Below are 12,443 nucleotides of genomic sequence, written 5' to 3' on the forward strand. Positions count from 1 at the left end.
CCCGCCCCCTCCCCCTTGACGAATGCGATGCCGGTTACGCCACGCCCAGCGCGGCCTGCACGGCCTTGGTCCAGCCCAGATGCATCTCATCGCTGTCGGTCACGATCAACGGCCGTTTCATCAGTGCCGGATGGGCCGCCAGCAGCTCCAGCGGGGCGCCCGCGCGCTCCGCCTCACTCAACCCACGCCATGTGGTCGAGCGGGTGTTCAGCAAAGCATCCCCAAAGGCCTCATAGGCTTTAGCGCGAATCTCTTCCCCCATTGGTTGAGCGCGGATATCCACCAACTCCGCCCCGGGCAATGCTTTGGCCGCCTTGCGGCATGTATCGCAATTTTTCAGTCCGTAAATTCGCATAGTGACCCTCTGTTGCAGTTCAAAATCAGCAATAACCCGTCAATGCGCGCTATTCATCCTTGTTTTGCTTGATTTTTTAAAAAGCGGTGCAATCATCTTAGACATGGCCGCGGATCATTGGTTCCCGCTTAGTTATTTGAAGACGTCATTGATTTGGAATCCCGTCCCGTCGGCGCTAATGGACCCCGCGTTTTCCGGGGAAGGAACGGAAAAGAAGGAGACACGGAACATGCCAACAGGCACCGTGAAGTGGTTTAACACCACCAAAGGTTACGGCTTCATCGCACCGGATGATGGCGGCAAAGACATTTTCGTACATATTTCAGCGGTCGAGCGATCCGGTCTGACCGGCCTGGCTGATGAACAAAAGGTCAGCTTTGAGTTGATCGATGGCCGGGACGGCCGGCAGATGGCGGGCAGCCTCGCGCTGGTTTAAGCGATCTGGGTGACGGGCAACCGTCACCCCCGCATTCCCCTAGCCCGCCTTCCTCTAGTTGGTGAAGCAGCCTTTCTGGCCTTCCGGGCACACCGCACCGGTGGTCATGGATTTGCTGCCAGTCATGGTGCGTGCTTTGCCACCGCCATGACGCATCATGGCCTGATAGCTGGTGGATTGGTTTGGCACCCCGCAGCAAATCACACCGTTGATGGTCACCGGCTGCTCGCCACTGGGGCAAAAGTTGGCGACCCCATTATAGGGAAAAACCCGTGGTTCGGCCTGCGCAGCGGCAGGGGCGCACAGCAGTGCGGCGGCAATCAATTGAACAATAGTTTTCTGTTTCATGGCGTCCCCCAAAGAAGCCCTGCGGGGAGGATCCCCGCGCAGATCAGTGATGAGATATTAATCTTGATTAACGACAGCTTACCCGAGCAAGCCCCGGAGCACCAAACAGAAAAACAGCCCCAACAATCGAACCGGCAAAAGAAAAGGCCCACCGGTGGAGCGGCGGGCCTCAGCGCGATCTAAGTGCAGGTGTCAGTGGGCGGACAGTTTGCCGAACTCACCTTCCAGCCGCTGGCGCAGCTTTTTGCTGGCCGCTTTGACCGCGTGGGAAATGTCGGTGCCGTCATGGTGCACCGCATAGGGGCGCATGCCTTCGGGGCGTGCCTCAACCGTGGCGCGGATATCTTCGCCGCCTTTGGGGCCGCGCATATCCTTCACATGAACCTCCACCCGGGTCAGACGGGACGCAATCGGCGCCAGGGTCGCGCTGACCAGCTGTTCGCACACTTCGGCCAGCCGCTCGTCACCTTGGATGTTGTGGTCTGTGTTGATCTGAATATGCATCAGAGCCTCCTTCTTGTTTTTATAAGAGCCTATGGTGATTCACCTATGGTCGTTTTGATCTGGGACAAGTCCCGTGCCAATTTCTGCACTGCAGCTCGGCAAAAAGGTGCCGCAGGGGCAGGAGTGCTTGAAAATCAGGGCAGGAATGCAAACATTAACCAGGCACGTGGACCAGGGATGAGAGAGCTAACCGCATGATTTGGAATATGTTTCGTAAACTGACCGGCCGGGGATCTGGCACGGGGTCGGGGCCGAAACTGACCATTGTCGGCGCGGATCGCAAACCGGTGCAACGCCCCCGCCCCCGTGCCACAGCCCCCCGGTTGTCAGGCTTCCCCAAGCTGGGCCGCCGCAATTGCGCCTGGGTGTCTGAGGGGGCAAAAAACGCCAGTTTCACCCGCTACCGCTGCACCAATTGTGGGGTTGAGGCCTTCAGCCGCGATGGCAAAGCCCCGCGGCAATGCAAACGCGGGGTGGATGGCGGGTTATGATCCGCTGAATTCTCGGCGAATGTAGCGCCCTACACGAAGGGTGGCGCAGAATGCGGCCGCCCTTCGTGTCGGGCGCAGCCAAATCAAGGATTTGGCCACATTAGGAGTGAAATTCCGGATCTTCAAAGGCAGACTGAGCAAACAGCCTGCCTTTTCAATCAATCATATTTCCCAACCAGCAATGGATCGGGGGGCCTGACGGTTTACCCCTCCAGCACCTCTTCCAGCTCACGCCATTCGCGGGCGCTCATGCCGCAGTTTTCTTTGGTGACCTCTTCGCCTTTCAGCATCCGGCGCACGCAGTCCAGCGCGCCGGCGCTCAGCGCTGCGCCGCCCATGCGGTAGTCCTCGAACGCTTTGAAGGCAAAGGGCACCCAATCAGCAACCAGCTTGCAAATCTCATCCGCGTAGACGCGGATTTCATACTGCGCGTGGCTGTCCGCCCGCAGACGCAGGAAATGCAGCAGGTTGTGCAGATCCACCTTCCAGTACCATTGGGTATAGATGTTGGCAGGCAGGTTCATCCGCGCCAGTTCACGCGCCAGCCCCTGTTTGCCCTCATCCGAGATCATCTCTTCATAGTGGTCATAGGAGCGGGCGGCGTCGCCCTTCAGGATTTCCAGCACCCGCTCGGCCTCAGCCCCGGTCAGCGCCTCCCCCCGGCCTTGGTTGTTGATGACGGATTGTGCCGCCAACTGTTCGGGCTGCGGGATATAGAACTCACGGTCCAGGATCGAATAGCGGGCCGAATATTCGTTCACATTGGCCGTCCGGTGGCGGATCCACTGGCGGGCCACAAAGACCGGCAATTTGACGTGCAGCTTCAGTTCACACATCTCAAACGGGGTAGAGTGCCAGTGCCGCATCAAGTAGCGGATCAGCCCCTCATCGTTCTGCACGGATTTGGTGCCTTTGCCATAAGACACCCGCGCCGCCTGACAGATCGCAGCGTCATCGCCCATGTAGTCAATCACCCGAACAAAGCCGTGATCCAGCACGGGATAGGCTTTGTACAGATGCTCTTCCATCCCCTCGGAGACGGCGCGCAGGGTTTGACGCGGGCTGGCGCGGAGCGCATCGATTTCGGCCTGCTGTTCCGGGGTGATCGGCATCTGGTCCTCCAAATTGCTGCTAAGGCGAGTCGCGAGCCACTATATCTAGCGTTGATGTGATAAAAAACTGCAATATGGGCTTGCATTTTCAGCTTTTCCCTTACTGCAACAGATTGCCGCTTTTTTCCCGCAGCAGACGCATCAATCGTTGACTTTTGGCCTCTGGCCTCGGATTCTGAAAGCTAACCGGCCAAAAGAGCCGCATTATTCGAGGATTGAGGCAGATGATCCGATACGCAAGCGCCCTTCTGGCGCCGCTCTTGGTTGTCGCTTGTGGCGAAGACCCGGGTGGAACCAACACCGATTTCGGCATGACCACGAACACCGCGGATGCCACGGTTGCAGGCAACCTACGGGCGGTGAACTATGATCCCGTTACGCAAGAACTTGTTCTTTCAATGCGAGCGATCCACGGGAACCAAACCAATGTGACCTATGTGCGCCGCGCGGATCTTGATGCGTCTGTTCCGGGCTATGAGGTCTATATGCTGCAGACCACCCCAGCAGATCGCCACTACACAGCTGTCTTTGCCGAAAGCAACGACAGCCACGTGATCGCAGGCGCCGTAATGGACGGCGGTAACAACAACCAGTTCTTTGGCGGATCGTTCTATGGCCGACAGGGATTGGATGTCTATTCACCCTATACCGAAACCAGAAGAGGCGAAGCGCAGTATTACGGCACCTATGCCGGCGTGACCAACCTGGACAGCAATGGCGACCAGTTACTGGATCAATCGGGTCTCCCTAGCGGATCAACTGGGCCCAGTCAGTCAGACCGTATCACTGGGAAAATTGAGTTGAACGTCAATTTCAAAGAAGGTCTTCTTGACGGAGAAATCTTTAACCGAACACTAGTGGATGACGTTCAGGGGATCGGGGCCCTTCCCGTGATCGCCCTTAAGGATGGTACCATTACGGCCGAGGGCACTTTTGTTGGGGTCGCAGAGTACCTCACTGTTGAAAATGCCCAAATCGGCAGTTTTGGAGGGATATTTGGCGGATCGCAGGCTTCTTCGGTTGCTGGAACCGTCTATCTTGAAGAGTATGACGGTACAACAGGCACAATTTCCAACGAAGCAGAATATGGTGTCTTCGTCTTGACCCGGTGCGGAGCAGCTGGTGCAGATCCCGATTGTGGCACAAACTGACACGATACCCCAAGTGCTCCGGCGTCTGATCGCCGGGTCCTGTCTGATGGCCCTGCCTTTCGCGGCGCAGGCAGAGGATCTGCGCCTGTCCGCGGATGCCGCGCGGGCCCTTGCATTGCAGGCACTGCAACAGGGGGATCCCGCGACGGCAGCGCAAATTGCCCAAGGTCTGTTGCAACGTGATCCCGATGACGGCATGGCGCATTTCACGCTGGCCCGGGCCTTTCAGCAGATGCGCCAACCCGGCAAGGGCCGCCGGTCTGCACGCTTGGCCTTCCGCCATGCCGGGGGGGAAACGGACAAGTTCCACGCCGCCCAACTGGCCGCACGTCTGGCTGTGGAGGATAACAGCCCCACCGCGGCCCAGGTCTGGCTGCGCCGGTCACTGTTGCATGTGCCCGATCCCCGGATGCGCCCACGGATTGAGAAGGACTACCGCATCCTGCGCCAGCTCTCCCCTTGGCAGTTTGGCCTCAGCCTGTCCTTGGCGCCCAGCAGCAACCTCAATAACGGGGCAGACAGCCCTTATTCACTGATCGATGGCGTGCCCGTAGTGGGTTACCTCAGCGGCTCCGCCCAGGCGCTCTCGGGCCTGCGGGCCAGCGCAGATGCCAGCGTCAGCTACCGTCTGTCACAGTCAAAATCACAAGCCACCCGGGTGAGTTTTCGCGCCTTTGGCCAGCGCGTCCACCTGTCGGACGAGGCGCGTGATATCGCCCCGGATGTCAGCAACGGCGATCTGGCCTTCAACTATCTTGAGCTGGGCCTGAACCAACAGCGCAAAGCCCATAACGGCGGCTGGGCCTTTGGCGCCGCCCTTGGTCAAAGCTGGTCCGGTGGCGAAAAATACCAACAAAGCAAACGCTTGCACCTCAGCCGCCACCTGCCTGTCGGTGATGCCTCCCTGCTGGGGCTTACCGGCCAGCTGGAACATATCCGCCATGACAGCGGGCTTGCCGATATTCACGGGCTGACGCTGAGCACCCGACTGTCGCATCGCAGTGACGCCACCGGCGACTGGCAGGTTAGCCTGAGCCTGAAAACCGAAGACAGCGACAATGCCAATGCCGCGCGCAACCGCGTTGACGGGCAGATCAACTGGTCCCCGCGCAAGAGCAAGGCAACAGCAATGATCCACCCCACGCTGTCGCTTGGGGCCAGCTGGCAACACTATGCGGATTTCACCGTCGGCCTGCCTGTGCCCGGGGGGCGTGAGGATGAAACCCTCTTCGGTCAGGTGGAATTTACCCTGCAAGCGCTTGACTATGGGGGATTTGTACCATCTCTCAGAGTACAGGCGCGCAAAACGGATTCAAACGTCAGCCGATATGATACCCGCGAAACCACCGTTTCATTTGGGATCAAATCGGCCTTCTGAGCCGTTGCCGCGCCCGTAACTGAGGGAGCGCTTATGCATTTGAAATATCTACACACCATGGTTCGGGTGAAGGATCTGGAAAAAAGCCAGGCTTTTTATGAGCTGCTGGGCCTGAAAGAAACCCGCCGTCATGACAGCGAAGCGGGCCGGTTCAGCCTGATCTTCATGGCCCCCGAAGGCCAAGAAGACTGCCCGGTTGAGCTGACCTACAACTGGGATGGCGATGACGCCCTGCCCGATGACAGCCGTCATTTTGGCCACCTGGCCTATGAGGTCGGCAATATTTATGAGATGTGCCAACATCTTATGGACAATGGCGTCACCATCAACCGCCCGCCGCGCGATGGCCGTATGGCCTTTGTGCGCTCGCCTGACAATGTCTCGATTGAGCTGTTGCAGAAAGGTGAGGCGCTGGAACCAGCAGAACCCTGGGCCAGCATGGGCAACACCGGCCACTGGTGAGCCGGATGGGCCGTTTGCTGACAGTGATCATGATGCTGACCGCCGCTCCGGTGGCAGCGCTTGACTGTCGGCTGGCCCTTGTTTTGGCGATAGATGTCTCCTCTTCAGTGGACCCGCGGGAGGACACATTGCAACGTCAGGGGCTGGCCGCGGCGCTGCTGGCCCCTGAGGTGCAACAGGCGTTTTTCGTGGCACCCCAACCCGTTGCCCTGTCCGCTTTTGAATGGAGCGGGCGTACCAATCAGAAAATCCTGCTGGACTGGACGCTGATAGACAGCCCTTCCAAACTGCTGGGCGCGGCAGAATCGATTGCCTATTCACAACGCTCCACGGATGAGTTTCCCACCGCGCTTGGCCATGCGGTCGGCTACGGCTGGAAGATGCTGGACCGCGGTCCGCGCTGTCTTTTTTCGACCATTGATGTGGCCGGTGACGGCGAAAATAACGAAGGGTTTGGCCCCCAACATGCCTATCGCGCTTATGGCTTTAATGACATCGTGGTCAATGGGCTGGCGATCCTGTCAAAACGCGATCATGAGGATGACAAGGTGGTCGCACATTATCAAAGCGATGTTCTGCGCGGCCCCGGCGCCTTCCTTGAGATCGCCGAAGGGTTTGAAGACTATGAAAGCGCAATGCGACGTAAGTTGGAGCGGGAGCTGCGACCATTGATGATGGGTGAGGTCACCGAGTGAGACGCGGAAAATTCGGCTGGAGCACCCTGTCTGCGATGCTGCTGGCGGCAGTAATTGGCACTGTCTCTTCTGCGGCACAGGCGGCCTGCCGGCAGGCGCTGGCCCTGGGTTTGGATGTGTCCGGCTCCGTTGATGCGCAGGAATATCGCCTGCAAATGCAGGGGGTTGCGGGAGCCTTGCAACATCCCGATGTGATCGCCGCCCTGCTGGGTCAGCCCGGCGGTCATGTGGAGGTGATGGTCTTTGAATGGTCCGGCCCGCGTGACCAACATGTGGTGTTGAACTGGCGGGCGCTGCGCACCGAGGCTGACATCGCCGCCGCAGCAGAGGTGCTGCGCAACGCGGCGCGGGTGGGCGGCGATCCCTCAACCGCATTGGGGGCGGCAGCGCTGATGGGGGCCGGGGCCTTGCAGCAGCGTGATTGCACCCGGCGGGTTCTGGATCTGTCGGGTGACGGGGTTGCCAACACCGGCCCCCTGCCCCAATCGGTGCGACACAATCCACTGCTGCAGGGCATTACGGTCAACGCGCTGGTCATCCCCGATCCTAACGCACAGCCCGGCGCAAAGTCCGCCAGCCGCCATCCAACCGACCCTGAGGGGTTGGTCAGCTATTTTCAGGCCAATGTGCTACATGGGCCAGATGCCTTTGCGGAGATGGCGCTGGGGTTTGAAAACTATGAGGCGGCCATGACCCGCAAGCTGATCCGCGAGCTTTATGGGATGGAACTGGTCATTGGCCCAAAGGCCAGCCTGCATATAGCTGGTCAGTAGATATAGCGGATCTGATCCGTCCAATAGCGTTCCACCCGGCGCAAGGAATTGGTGATCTCAACAATACCGTCGGGGCCCAGCACCCCTTTGGATTGCAGCCCCTCGGCATGGCGGGAAAACAGGGCTGCCACCACATCACGGATATTGCGCCCCTTCGGGGTCAGGCGCACCCGGACCGAACGGCGATCAATCGCACAGCGCTGGTGGTGCATATAGCCCATCTCCACCAGTTTTTTCAGGTTATAGCTGACGTTGCTGCCCTGATAATATCCGCGGGTTTTCAACTCCCCGGCGGTGACCTCATGATCGCCAATATTAAACAGCAACAGCGCCTGCACCGCGTTTATTTCCAGCACCCCGATGCGTTCGAATTCATCTTTGATCACATCCAGCAGCAACCGATGCAGCCGTTCGACCAGCGCCAATGCATCCAGATAGCTGCTCATGAAGGCGGCGTGATCACCAGTTTTTAAAGGGTCATGAAGGCTCATCACCGTCTCCATCCGATCTAAGTCGCAAGAGAGACTGCGCAAAAAGTCCCAATATTAGGTTAAGTCAAAACCCTATATGACTAAAATGCGATTCAACTTCGCTGAACCAGCCCTACCGGCGCCTCAGGCGCCGGTGGCCACGGCGCGGATGTCGGCGATTTGGTCGCGCAGATCTTCGGGGGCGTCCTGCTGGCCTGAGACCCACTGGTAAAGGTCCTGATCGTTTTCGCTGAGCAGCGCGTCATAGGCATCAAGGGCGGCGTCATCCATCGCCTCCAGCCGGGCGGCGGCATAGCGCATCAGGATGATGTCCATTTCCTTGATCCCGCGCCGCATGGAGCGCATCTGCAAACGTTTCAGACGGTTTTCGCGGGTCTCAGCCATATCCCTCAGGAGCCTTTCAATTTCAGCCGCAGCTGCTTTTCCAATCGCCCCAGCCGATCCGCCGATGCGGTCATCTGCATCTTGAGATCCCGCAGTTCCGTCAGCAGGTCAGAGATGTCCGGATCCATGCCGCTGGGGTCTGCGGGTTCGGTAACGCCCTCCCCTTCGCCCGTCAACAGCCAGCGGATCGAGACATTCAAAAGACCGGCAATCATATTGAGCTTGTTGGCGCGCGGCTCGGACAGGTCATATTCCCAGCCCTGCAGTGTCTTCAACTTGACGCCCAGGCGTTTGGCCAATTGGCGCTGTTCCATCCCGGCCTGTTCCCGCGCTGCGGCCAGACGATCGCCAAAGGTCGCCATATCCGGGCCGTACCAGTCAAAGTCCTGTTCCTCGGCAGGGGCATCCGCCAATTCGGGCAGCAGGTCATCTAACCCGGCTGTGTCTTTCTGATCCTGCTTATCCTGCATAAATATCCTTTCTGCCGAAGGTTCTTGATCGGCACTGCGCCTCAACCTAAGACATGATCCTGTTAAATAACAACCACCCTACTACCGCATTGAGGTCACCCGATGTCTTTCCTGTCCGAGACACTTGCCCGCGTAAAACCGTCGCCCACCATCGCCGTCAGCAATCTGGCCGCAGAACTGAAGGCGCAGGGCCGCGATGTGATCGGCCTCTCCGCAGGGGAGCCGGACTTTGACACGCCCGAACATATCCGCGCCGCCGGGATCGCTGCAATCAATGAGGGCCACACCCGGTATACGGCGGTGGATGGCATTCCGGATCTAAAAGAAGCGATCTGCGCCAAGTTCAAGCGCGACAACGGGCTGGAATATACGCCCAAGCAGGTCACCGTCGGCACCGGCGGCAAGCAGGTGCTGTATAATGCGCTGATGGCCACGCTGAACCCCGAAGATGAGGTGATCATCCCGGCGCCCTATTGGGTCAGCTATCCCGATATGGTACTGCTGGCGGGGGGCACGCCGGTGTTCATTGAGGCGCAGCTGGAAAACGACTTCAAGATTACGCCGGAACAGCTTGAGGCTTCGATCACCGGCAACACCAAGTGGTTCCTGTTCAACTCGCCCTCAAACCCGACCGGTGCAGGCTACAGCCGCGAGGAGCTGAAAGCGCTGACGGATGTGTTGCTGCGCCATCCGCATGTGTGGATCCTCAGCGACGATATGTATGAACATCTGGCCTATGACGATTTTGAATTCTGCACCCCGGCGGAGATTGAGCCGCAGCTTTATGACCGCACCCTGACGGTCAACGGTGTGTCCAAGGCCTATGCCATGACCGGCTGGCGCATTGGCTATGCTGCAGGACCTGAGCCGCTGATTGCTGCGATCCGCAAGGTGCAGTCGCAATCGACCTCAAACCCCTGTTCCGTCAGCCAGAAGGCCGCCGTGGCCGCGCTGAACGGCACCCAGGAGTTCCTGGCCCCCAACAATGAGATGTTTGTGCGCCGCCGCAACCTGGTGGTTGAGATGCTGAGCGCCATCGACGGCATCACCTGCCCGGTGCCGGATGGGGCGTTTTACGTCTACCCCTCGATTGCCGGCATCATTGGCAAGACAACACCGGGTGGGGTCGAGATCACCTCGGATGAGGTGTTTGCCACCGAACTGCTGAATGACACCGGTGTTGCCGTGGTCTTTGGCGCAGCTTTCGGGCTTTCGCCCAATTTCCGCGTCAGCTACGCTACCTCGGACGCCTTGCTGACCGAGGCCTGCAGCCGCATTCAGGCGTTCTGCGCCAAGCTCAGCTAAGCATCTTCCCCGTTTCGCGCCGATGTGAGGCGGGGCGTATTGAGTATTTATGGAACATTGAAAGAGGCCCCCCATGTCCGTCGACCTGCCAGAATATTACTTCCGGGTGCGGGACAATGGGGCCTTTGTCTTCCGCGTAGATACGGAAAACCGCCAGCGCCGGATTGAGCTGGACCAGATCGCAAACGTCAACATCCGCAATGGTGAGATCAAACCCCATGGCGACCGCAAACTGTCTGAGGCGGACCTGCTGGCCATCCGCCATTGGATGGATGACCGACGCGCGGTGCTGGCCGAACGGGACATCGATGACATTTTCCGTGCCATCGACCATCTGAACCTGACCACCCATTGGGCGCAAAGCCGCGCCTCAGAAGAACAGCTGGAGGCGGTGACCGATCAGCTGTTACTGACCATGCATGATCTGCGGTCGGTTCTGGTGCGTAAGAAGGCGGATCGTTTGATGAAAGCGGCCGCCAAAGCCGAAGGTGGCAAGGGCTGAGCCCGCCCTGCCCTGATGTCATGTAAAAAAAGGCGCCGGGACCGGCGCCTTTTTGTTTTCGGGTTGCCTGCTGCGGCTTAACTGGCCTCTGCTTTGGCGGCGGTCTGCCGGTCGATCCGCGCCTGGGTCTGCACCATCACCGGGCCCCAGAACCGCGCCATCAGCAAGACACCGGCGCAGGCCAGACCAACCGCCAGGCCTGCCCAGACGCCAACCCCTTCCCAGCCCAGCACAAAACCCATGCCGTAGCTGATCGGCACACCAATCACCCAGTAGGAAATCCCCGCCATGATCATTGGCACCCGGGTGTCCTGCACACCCCGCAGCACCCCCAGCGCCAGCGCCTGTGCGGCATCCGCAAACTGGAACAACCCAGCCGCCGCCAATAGCGGCACCCCCAGCGCGATCACGATGTCACGCTGCGGATCATCAGGCGACAGGAACAGGCCCAGCAGCGGTTCGGGGAAGACCAGAAAGGCCACCAGCGTCAACGCGGCAAAGATCGCCGACAGGGTGATGATCAGCTTCGCGCCCAGCCGCAGATCGCCCATGCTGCGCCGGCCCACCGCGCGGCCGGCCCGCACGGTGGCGGCGTTGCTGAGCCCAAGATGCACCATGAAGGTCACCGCCGTGATCTGCAGCGCAATACCATGCGCCGCCAAAGGCAAGGTGCCCAGCCACCCCATCATCAGTGAGGCGGCGGCGAACAGTCCCACCTCGGCCAGGCTGGTCAGCCCCATCGGCCAGCCCAGACGGGTCACGGCGCGAAACGCCTCCCAATCCGGGCGCCAGAAGCGGGCGAAAATCTCATGTTCAGGGGTCACGAAATGCAGATAGGCCCCGAGGAGCGCCATGGAGGCGATATTGACGATCAGCGACGCCACCGCCGCGCCGCGGATGCCCATTTCAGGGAAGCCCCAATTGCCGAAGATCAGCGCATAGTTGACCACGATGTTGATCGCAACAGCCGCCAGCGTCACCCAGAGCACCACACCGGCCCGTTCCAGCGCTGAGAGGTAGGATTTAAACACCATCACCATCAGCGCCGGCAAAATCGACCAACCATTGATCCAGAGGTAGTCTTCGGCCAGCCGCGCCACCTCGGGCGTTTGGCCCGCCAGCAGAAGGATCGGTTCCGAAAACAGCATCACTGGCACGGCGAAGACACAATAAAACAGCGACGCCCAGATCGCCATCCGGGTCACCCGGCGCACCTGCGTGCCCTCGCCCGCGGCCTCTGCCTCGGCGACCATGGGCATGACTGCGCCGGCAAAGCCCGAGCCAAGGATGAACAGCACAAAAAACGCCGTGCCCGCAATCACCTGCGCGGCCAGCACCTCGACGTCATACCACCCGAGCATCAGCGTGTCGGTCATGTTGATCGAGAATTGCGCCACATGGCTACCGATCAGCGGCAGGCCCAAAGTGGCGATGTTTTTCAAATGTTGTTTTGCTGTCAAATCTGTCGTCATGACCCAGCCGTAGACCCGCGCGCAGAGCGTGGCAATCCCCTATCTTCGCCTCACAGGTGACCCTGCGCCAATGCACATGCCTAAAAAACAGGCGGAATAATCCGCAACTTGCCG

The 12,443-nt window shown here is 59.5% G+C and carries 17 protein-coding genes; 9 read left to right on the top strand and 8 right to left on the bottom strand.

Features of this window, described 5'->3' with window-relative positions; translation table 11 throughout:
* Window positions 1-34 precede the first annotated feature (34 nt).
* A complete protein-coding gene (locus tag TL5118_RS00685) occupies window positions 35-355 on the bottom strand; it encodes an arsenate reductase family protein (protein ID WP_058241741.1) in 321 nt (106 codons plus the stop codon).
* A 229-nt stretch (window positions 356-584) separates the two neighbouring features.
* On the opposite strand from TL5118_RS00685, the gene TL5118_RS00690 reads away from it, so the two are divergent.
* Window positions 585-791, top strand: coding sequence for a cold-shock protein (locus TL5118_RS00690; protein ID WP_058241742.1), 207 nt, complete (start codon window positions 585-587; stop codon window positions 789-791).
* A gap of 54 nt (window positions 792-845) precedes the next feature.
* Here TL5118_RS00690 and TL5118_RS00695 read toward each other — a convergent pair whose 3' ends face one another.
* Both TL5118_RS00695 and TL5118_RS00700 read right to left on the bottom strand, forming a co-directional pair.
* Window positions 846-1,139 carry a hypothetical protein gene (locus TL5118_RS00695; protein ID WP_058241743.1) on the bottom strand — a complete coding sequence of 98 codons (294 nt, stop codon included), beginning with the start codon at window positions 1,137-1,139 and terminating at the stop codon, window positions 846-848.
* A 192-nt stretch (window positions 1,140-1,331) separates the two neighbouring features.
* Complete coding sequence (locus TL5118_RS00700) at window positions 1,332-1,643, bottom strand: hypothetical protein (protein ID WP_058241744.1); 312 nt, start codon at window positions 1,641-1,643, stop codon at window positions 1,332-1,334.
* A 206-nt stretch (window positions 1,644-1,849) separates the two neighbouring features.
* On the opposite strand from TL5118_RS00700, the gene TL5118_RS00705 reads away from it, so the two are divergent.
* On the top strand, window positions 1,850-2,134 hold the full coding sequence (locus TL5118_RS00705; protein ID WP_058241745.1) for a hypothetical protein: 285 nt from the start codon (window positions 1,850-1,852) through the stop codon (window positions 2,132-2,134).
* A 203-nt stretch (window positions 2,135-2,337) separates the two neighbouring features.
* On the opposite strand, the gene thyX is transcribed toward TL5118_RS00705, so the two are convergent.
* A complete protein-coding gene (gene thyX / locus TL5118_RS00710; RefSeq protein WP_058241746.1) occupies window positions 2,338-3,246 on the bottom strand; it encodes an FAD-dependent thymidylate synthase in 909 nt (302 codons plus the stop codon).
* Between the two features lie 224 nt (window positions 3,247-3,470).
* Between thyX and TL5118_RS00715 the strand changes: the two genes are divergently transcribed.
* Genes TL5118_RS00715 through TL5118_RS00735 form a run of 5 tightly spaced genes read left to right on the top strand, consistent with a single transcriptional unit; the run spans window position 3,471 to window position 7,705 of the window.
* Window positions 3,471-4,397: a hypothetical protein gene (locus TL5118_RS00715; RefSeq protein WP_058241747.1), complete on the top strand. Its 927-nt coding sequence runs from the start codon at window positions 3,471-3,473 to the stop codon at window positions 4,395-4,397.
* Window positions 4,369-5,775 (top strand): surface lipoprotein assembly modifier, encoded by a 1,407-nt coding sequence (locus TL5118_RS00720; RefSeq protein ID WP_058241748.1) that lies wholly within the window; start codon window positions 4,369-4,371, stop codon window positions 5,773-5,775. Before TL5118_RS00715 ends, TL5118_RS00720 begins: the two co-directional genes overlap by 29 nt.
* A 33-nt stretch (window positions 5,776-5,808) precedes the next feature.
* The gene (locus TL5118_RS00725; RefSeq protein ID WP_058241749.1) at window positions 5,809-6,237 is read left to right on the top strand and encodes a VOC family protein; all 429 of its coding nucleotides are present in this window, start codon (window positions 5,809-5,811) and stop codon (window positions 6,235-6,237) included.
* Window positions 6,238-6,242: 5 nt separating this feature from the next.
* Window positions 6,243-6,932: a DUF1194 domain-containing protein gene (locus TL5118_RS00730; RefSeq protein ID WP_058241750.1), complete on the top strand. Its 690-nt coding sequence runs from the start codon at window positions 6,243-6,245 to the stop codon at window positions 6,930-6,932.
* The gene (locus TL5118_RS00735; RefSeq protein WP_242601697.1) at window positions 6,929-7,705 is read left to right on the top strand and encodes a DUF1194 domain-containing protein; all 777 of its coding nucleotides are present in this window, start codon (window positions 6,929-6,931) and stop codon (window positions 7,703-7,705) included. The genes TL5118_RS00730 and TL5118_RS00735 overlap by 4 nt, the downstream gene beginning before the upstream one ends.
* Here TL5118_RS00735 and TL5118_RS00740 read toward each other — a convergent pair.
* From TL5118_RS00740 to TL5118_RS00750, 3 genes are all read right to left on the bottom strand, one after another.
* Window positions 7,699-8,196, bottom strand: coding sequence for a MarR family winged helix-turn-helix transcriptional regulator (locus TL5118_RS00740; RefSeq protein ID WP_058241752.1), 498 nt, complete (start codon window positions 8,194-8,196; stop codon window positions 7,699-7,701). The two genes, TL5118_RS00735 and TL5118_RS00740, sit on opposite strands and share 7 nt — an antisense overlap.
* 123 nt (window positions 8,197-8,319) lie before the next feature.
* Window positions 8,320-8,580 carry a succinate dehydrogenase assembly factor 2 gene (locus TL5118_RS00745; protein WP_058241753.1) on the bottom strand — a complete coding sequence of 87 codons (261 nt, stop codon included), beginning with the start codon at window positions 8,578-8,580 and terminating at the stop codon, window positions 8,320-8,322.
* Window positions 8,581-8,585: 5 nt separating this feature from the next.
* Window positions 8,586-8,942 (bottom strand): helix-turn-helix domain-containing protein, encoded by a 357-nt coding sequence (locus TL5118_RS00750; protein WP_058241768.1) that lies wholly within the window; start codon window positions 8,940-8,942, stop codon window positions 8,586-8,588.
* Between the two features lie 210 nt (window positions 8,943-9,152).
* On the opposite strand from TL5118_RS00750, the gene TL5118_RS00755 reads away from it, so the two are divergent.
* A complete protein-coding gene (locus tag TL5118_RS00755; protein WP_058241754.1) occupies window positions 9,153-10,355 on the top strand; it encodes a pyridoxal phosphate-dependent aminotransferase in 1,203 nt (400 codons plus the stop codon).
* A gap of 73 nt (window positions 10,356-10,428) precedes the next feature.
* Window positions 10,429-10,857, top strand: coding sequence for a hypothetical protein (locus tag TL5118_RS00760; protein WP_058241755.1), 429 nt, complete (start codon window positions 10,429-10,431; stop codon window positions 10,855-10,857).
* Between the two features lie 77 nt (window positions 10,858-10,934).
* On the opposite strand, the gene TL5118_RS00765 is transcribed toward TL5118_RS00760, so the two are convergent.
* Complete coding sequence (locus tag TL5118_RS00765; RefSeq protein ID WP_058260710.1) at window positions 10,935-12,329, bottom strand: MATE family efflux transporter; 1,395 nt, start codon at window positions 12,327-12,329, stop codon at window positions 10,935-10,937.
* Between the last annotated feature and the right edge of the window lie 114 nt (window positions 12,330-12,443).

The sequence above is a fragment of the Thalassovita autumnalis genome (assembly GCF_001458255.1).
GTDB lineage: Bacteria > Pseudomonadota > Alphaproteobacteria > Rhodobacterales > Rhodobacteraceae > Thalassobius > Thalassobius autumnalis.

Excerpts from the sequence above, each read along its gene's own strand:
- thyX (WP_058241746.1), bottom strand. The coding sequence starts at position 3,246 with ATGCCGATCACCCCGGAACAGCAGGCCGAAATCGATGCGCTCCGCGCC.
- TL5118_RS00730 (WP_058241750.1), top strand. The coding sequence starts at position 6,243 with ATGGGCCGTTTGCTGACAGTGATCATGATGCTGACCGCCGCTCCGGTG.
- TL5118_RS00740 (WP_058241752.1), bottom strand. The coding sequence starts at position 8,196 with ATGAGCCTTCATGACCCTTTAAAAACTGGTGATCACGCCGCCTTCATG.
- TL5118_RS00745 (WP_058241753.1), bottom strand. The coding sequence starts at position 8,580 with ATGGCTGAGACCCGCGAAAACCGTCTGAAACGTTTGCAGATGCGCTCC.
- TL5118_RS00695 (WP_058241743.1), bottom strand. The coding sequence starts at position 1,139 with ATGAAACAGAAAACTATTGTTCAATTGATTGCCGCCGCACTGCTGTGC.
- TL5118_RS00690 (WP_058241742.1), top strand. The coding sequence starts at position 585 with ATGCCAACAGGCACCGTGAAGTGGTTTAACACCACCAAAGGTTACGGC.
- TL5118_RS00755 (WP_058241754.1), top strand. The coding sequence starts at position 9,153 with ATGTCTTTCCTGTCCGAGACACTTGCCCGCGTAAAACCGTCGCCCACC.
- TL5118_RS00725 (WP_058241749.1), top strand. The coding sequence starts at position 5,809 with ATGCATTTGAAATATCTACACACCATGGTTCGGGTGAAGGATCTGGAA.
- TL5118_RS00715 (WP_058241747.1), top strand. The coding sequence starts at position 3,471 with ATGATCCGATACGCAAGCGCCCTTCTGGCGCCGCTCTTGGTTGTCGCT.
- TL5118_RS00705 (WP_058241745.1), top strand. The coding sequence starts at position 1,850 with ATGTTTCGTAAACTGACCGGCCGGGGATCTGGCACGGGGTCGGGGCCG.
- TL5118_RS00700 (WP_058241744.1), bottom strand. The coding sequence starts at position 1,643 with ATGCATATTCAGATCAACACAGACCACAACATCCAAGGTGACGAGCGG.
- TL5118_RS00685 (WP_058241741.1), bottom strand. The coding sequence starts at position 355 with ATGCGAATTTACGGACTGAAAAATTGCGATACATGCCGCAAGGCGGCC.
- TL5118_RS00760 (WP_058241755.1), top strand. The coding sequence starts at position 10,429 with ATGTCCGTCGACCTGCCAGAATATTACTTCCGGGTGCGGGACAATGGG.
- TL5118_RS00765 (WP_058260710.1), bottom strand. The coding sequence starts at position 12,329 with ATGACGACAGATTTGACAGCAAAACAACATTTGAAAAACATCGCCACT.
- TL5118_RS00750 (WP_058241768.1), bottom strand. The coding sequence starts at position 8,942 with ATGGCGACCTTTGGCGATCGTCTGGCCGCAGCGCGGGAACAGGCCGGG.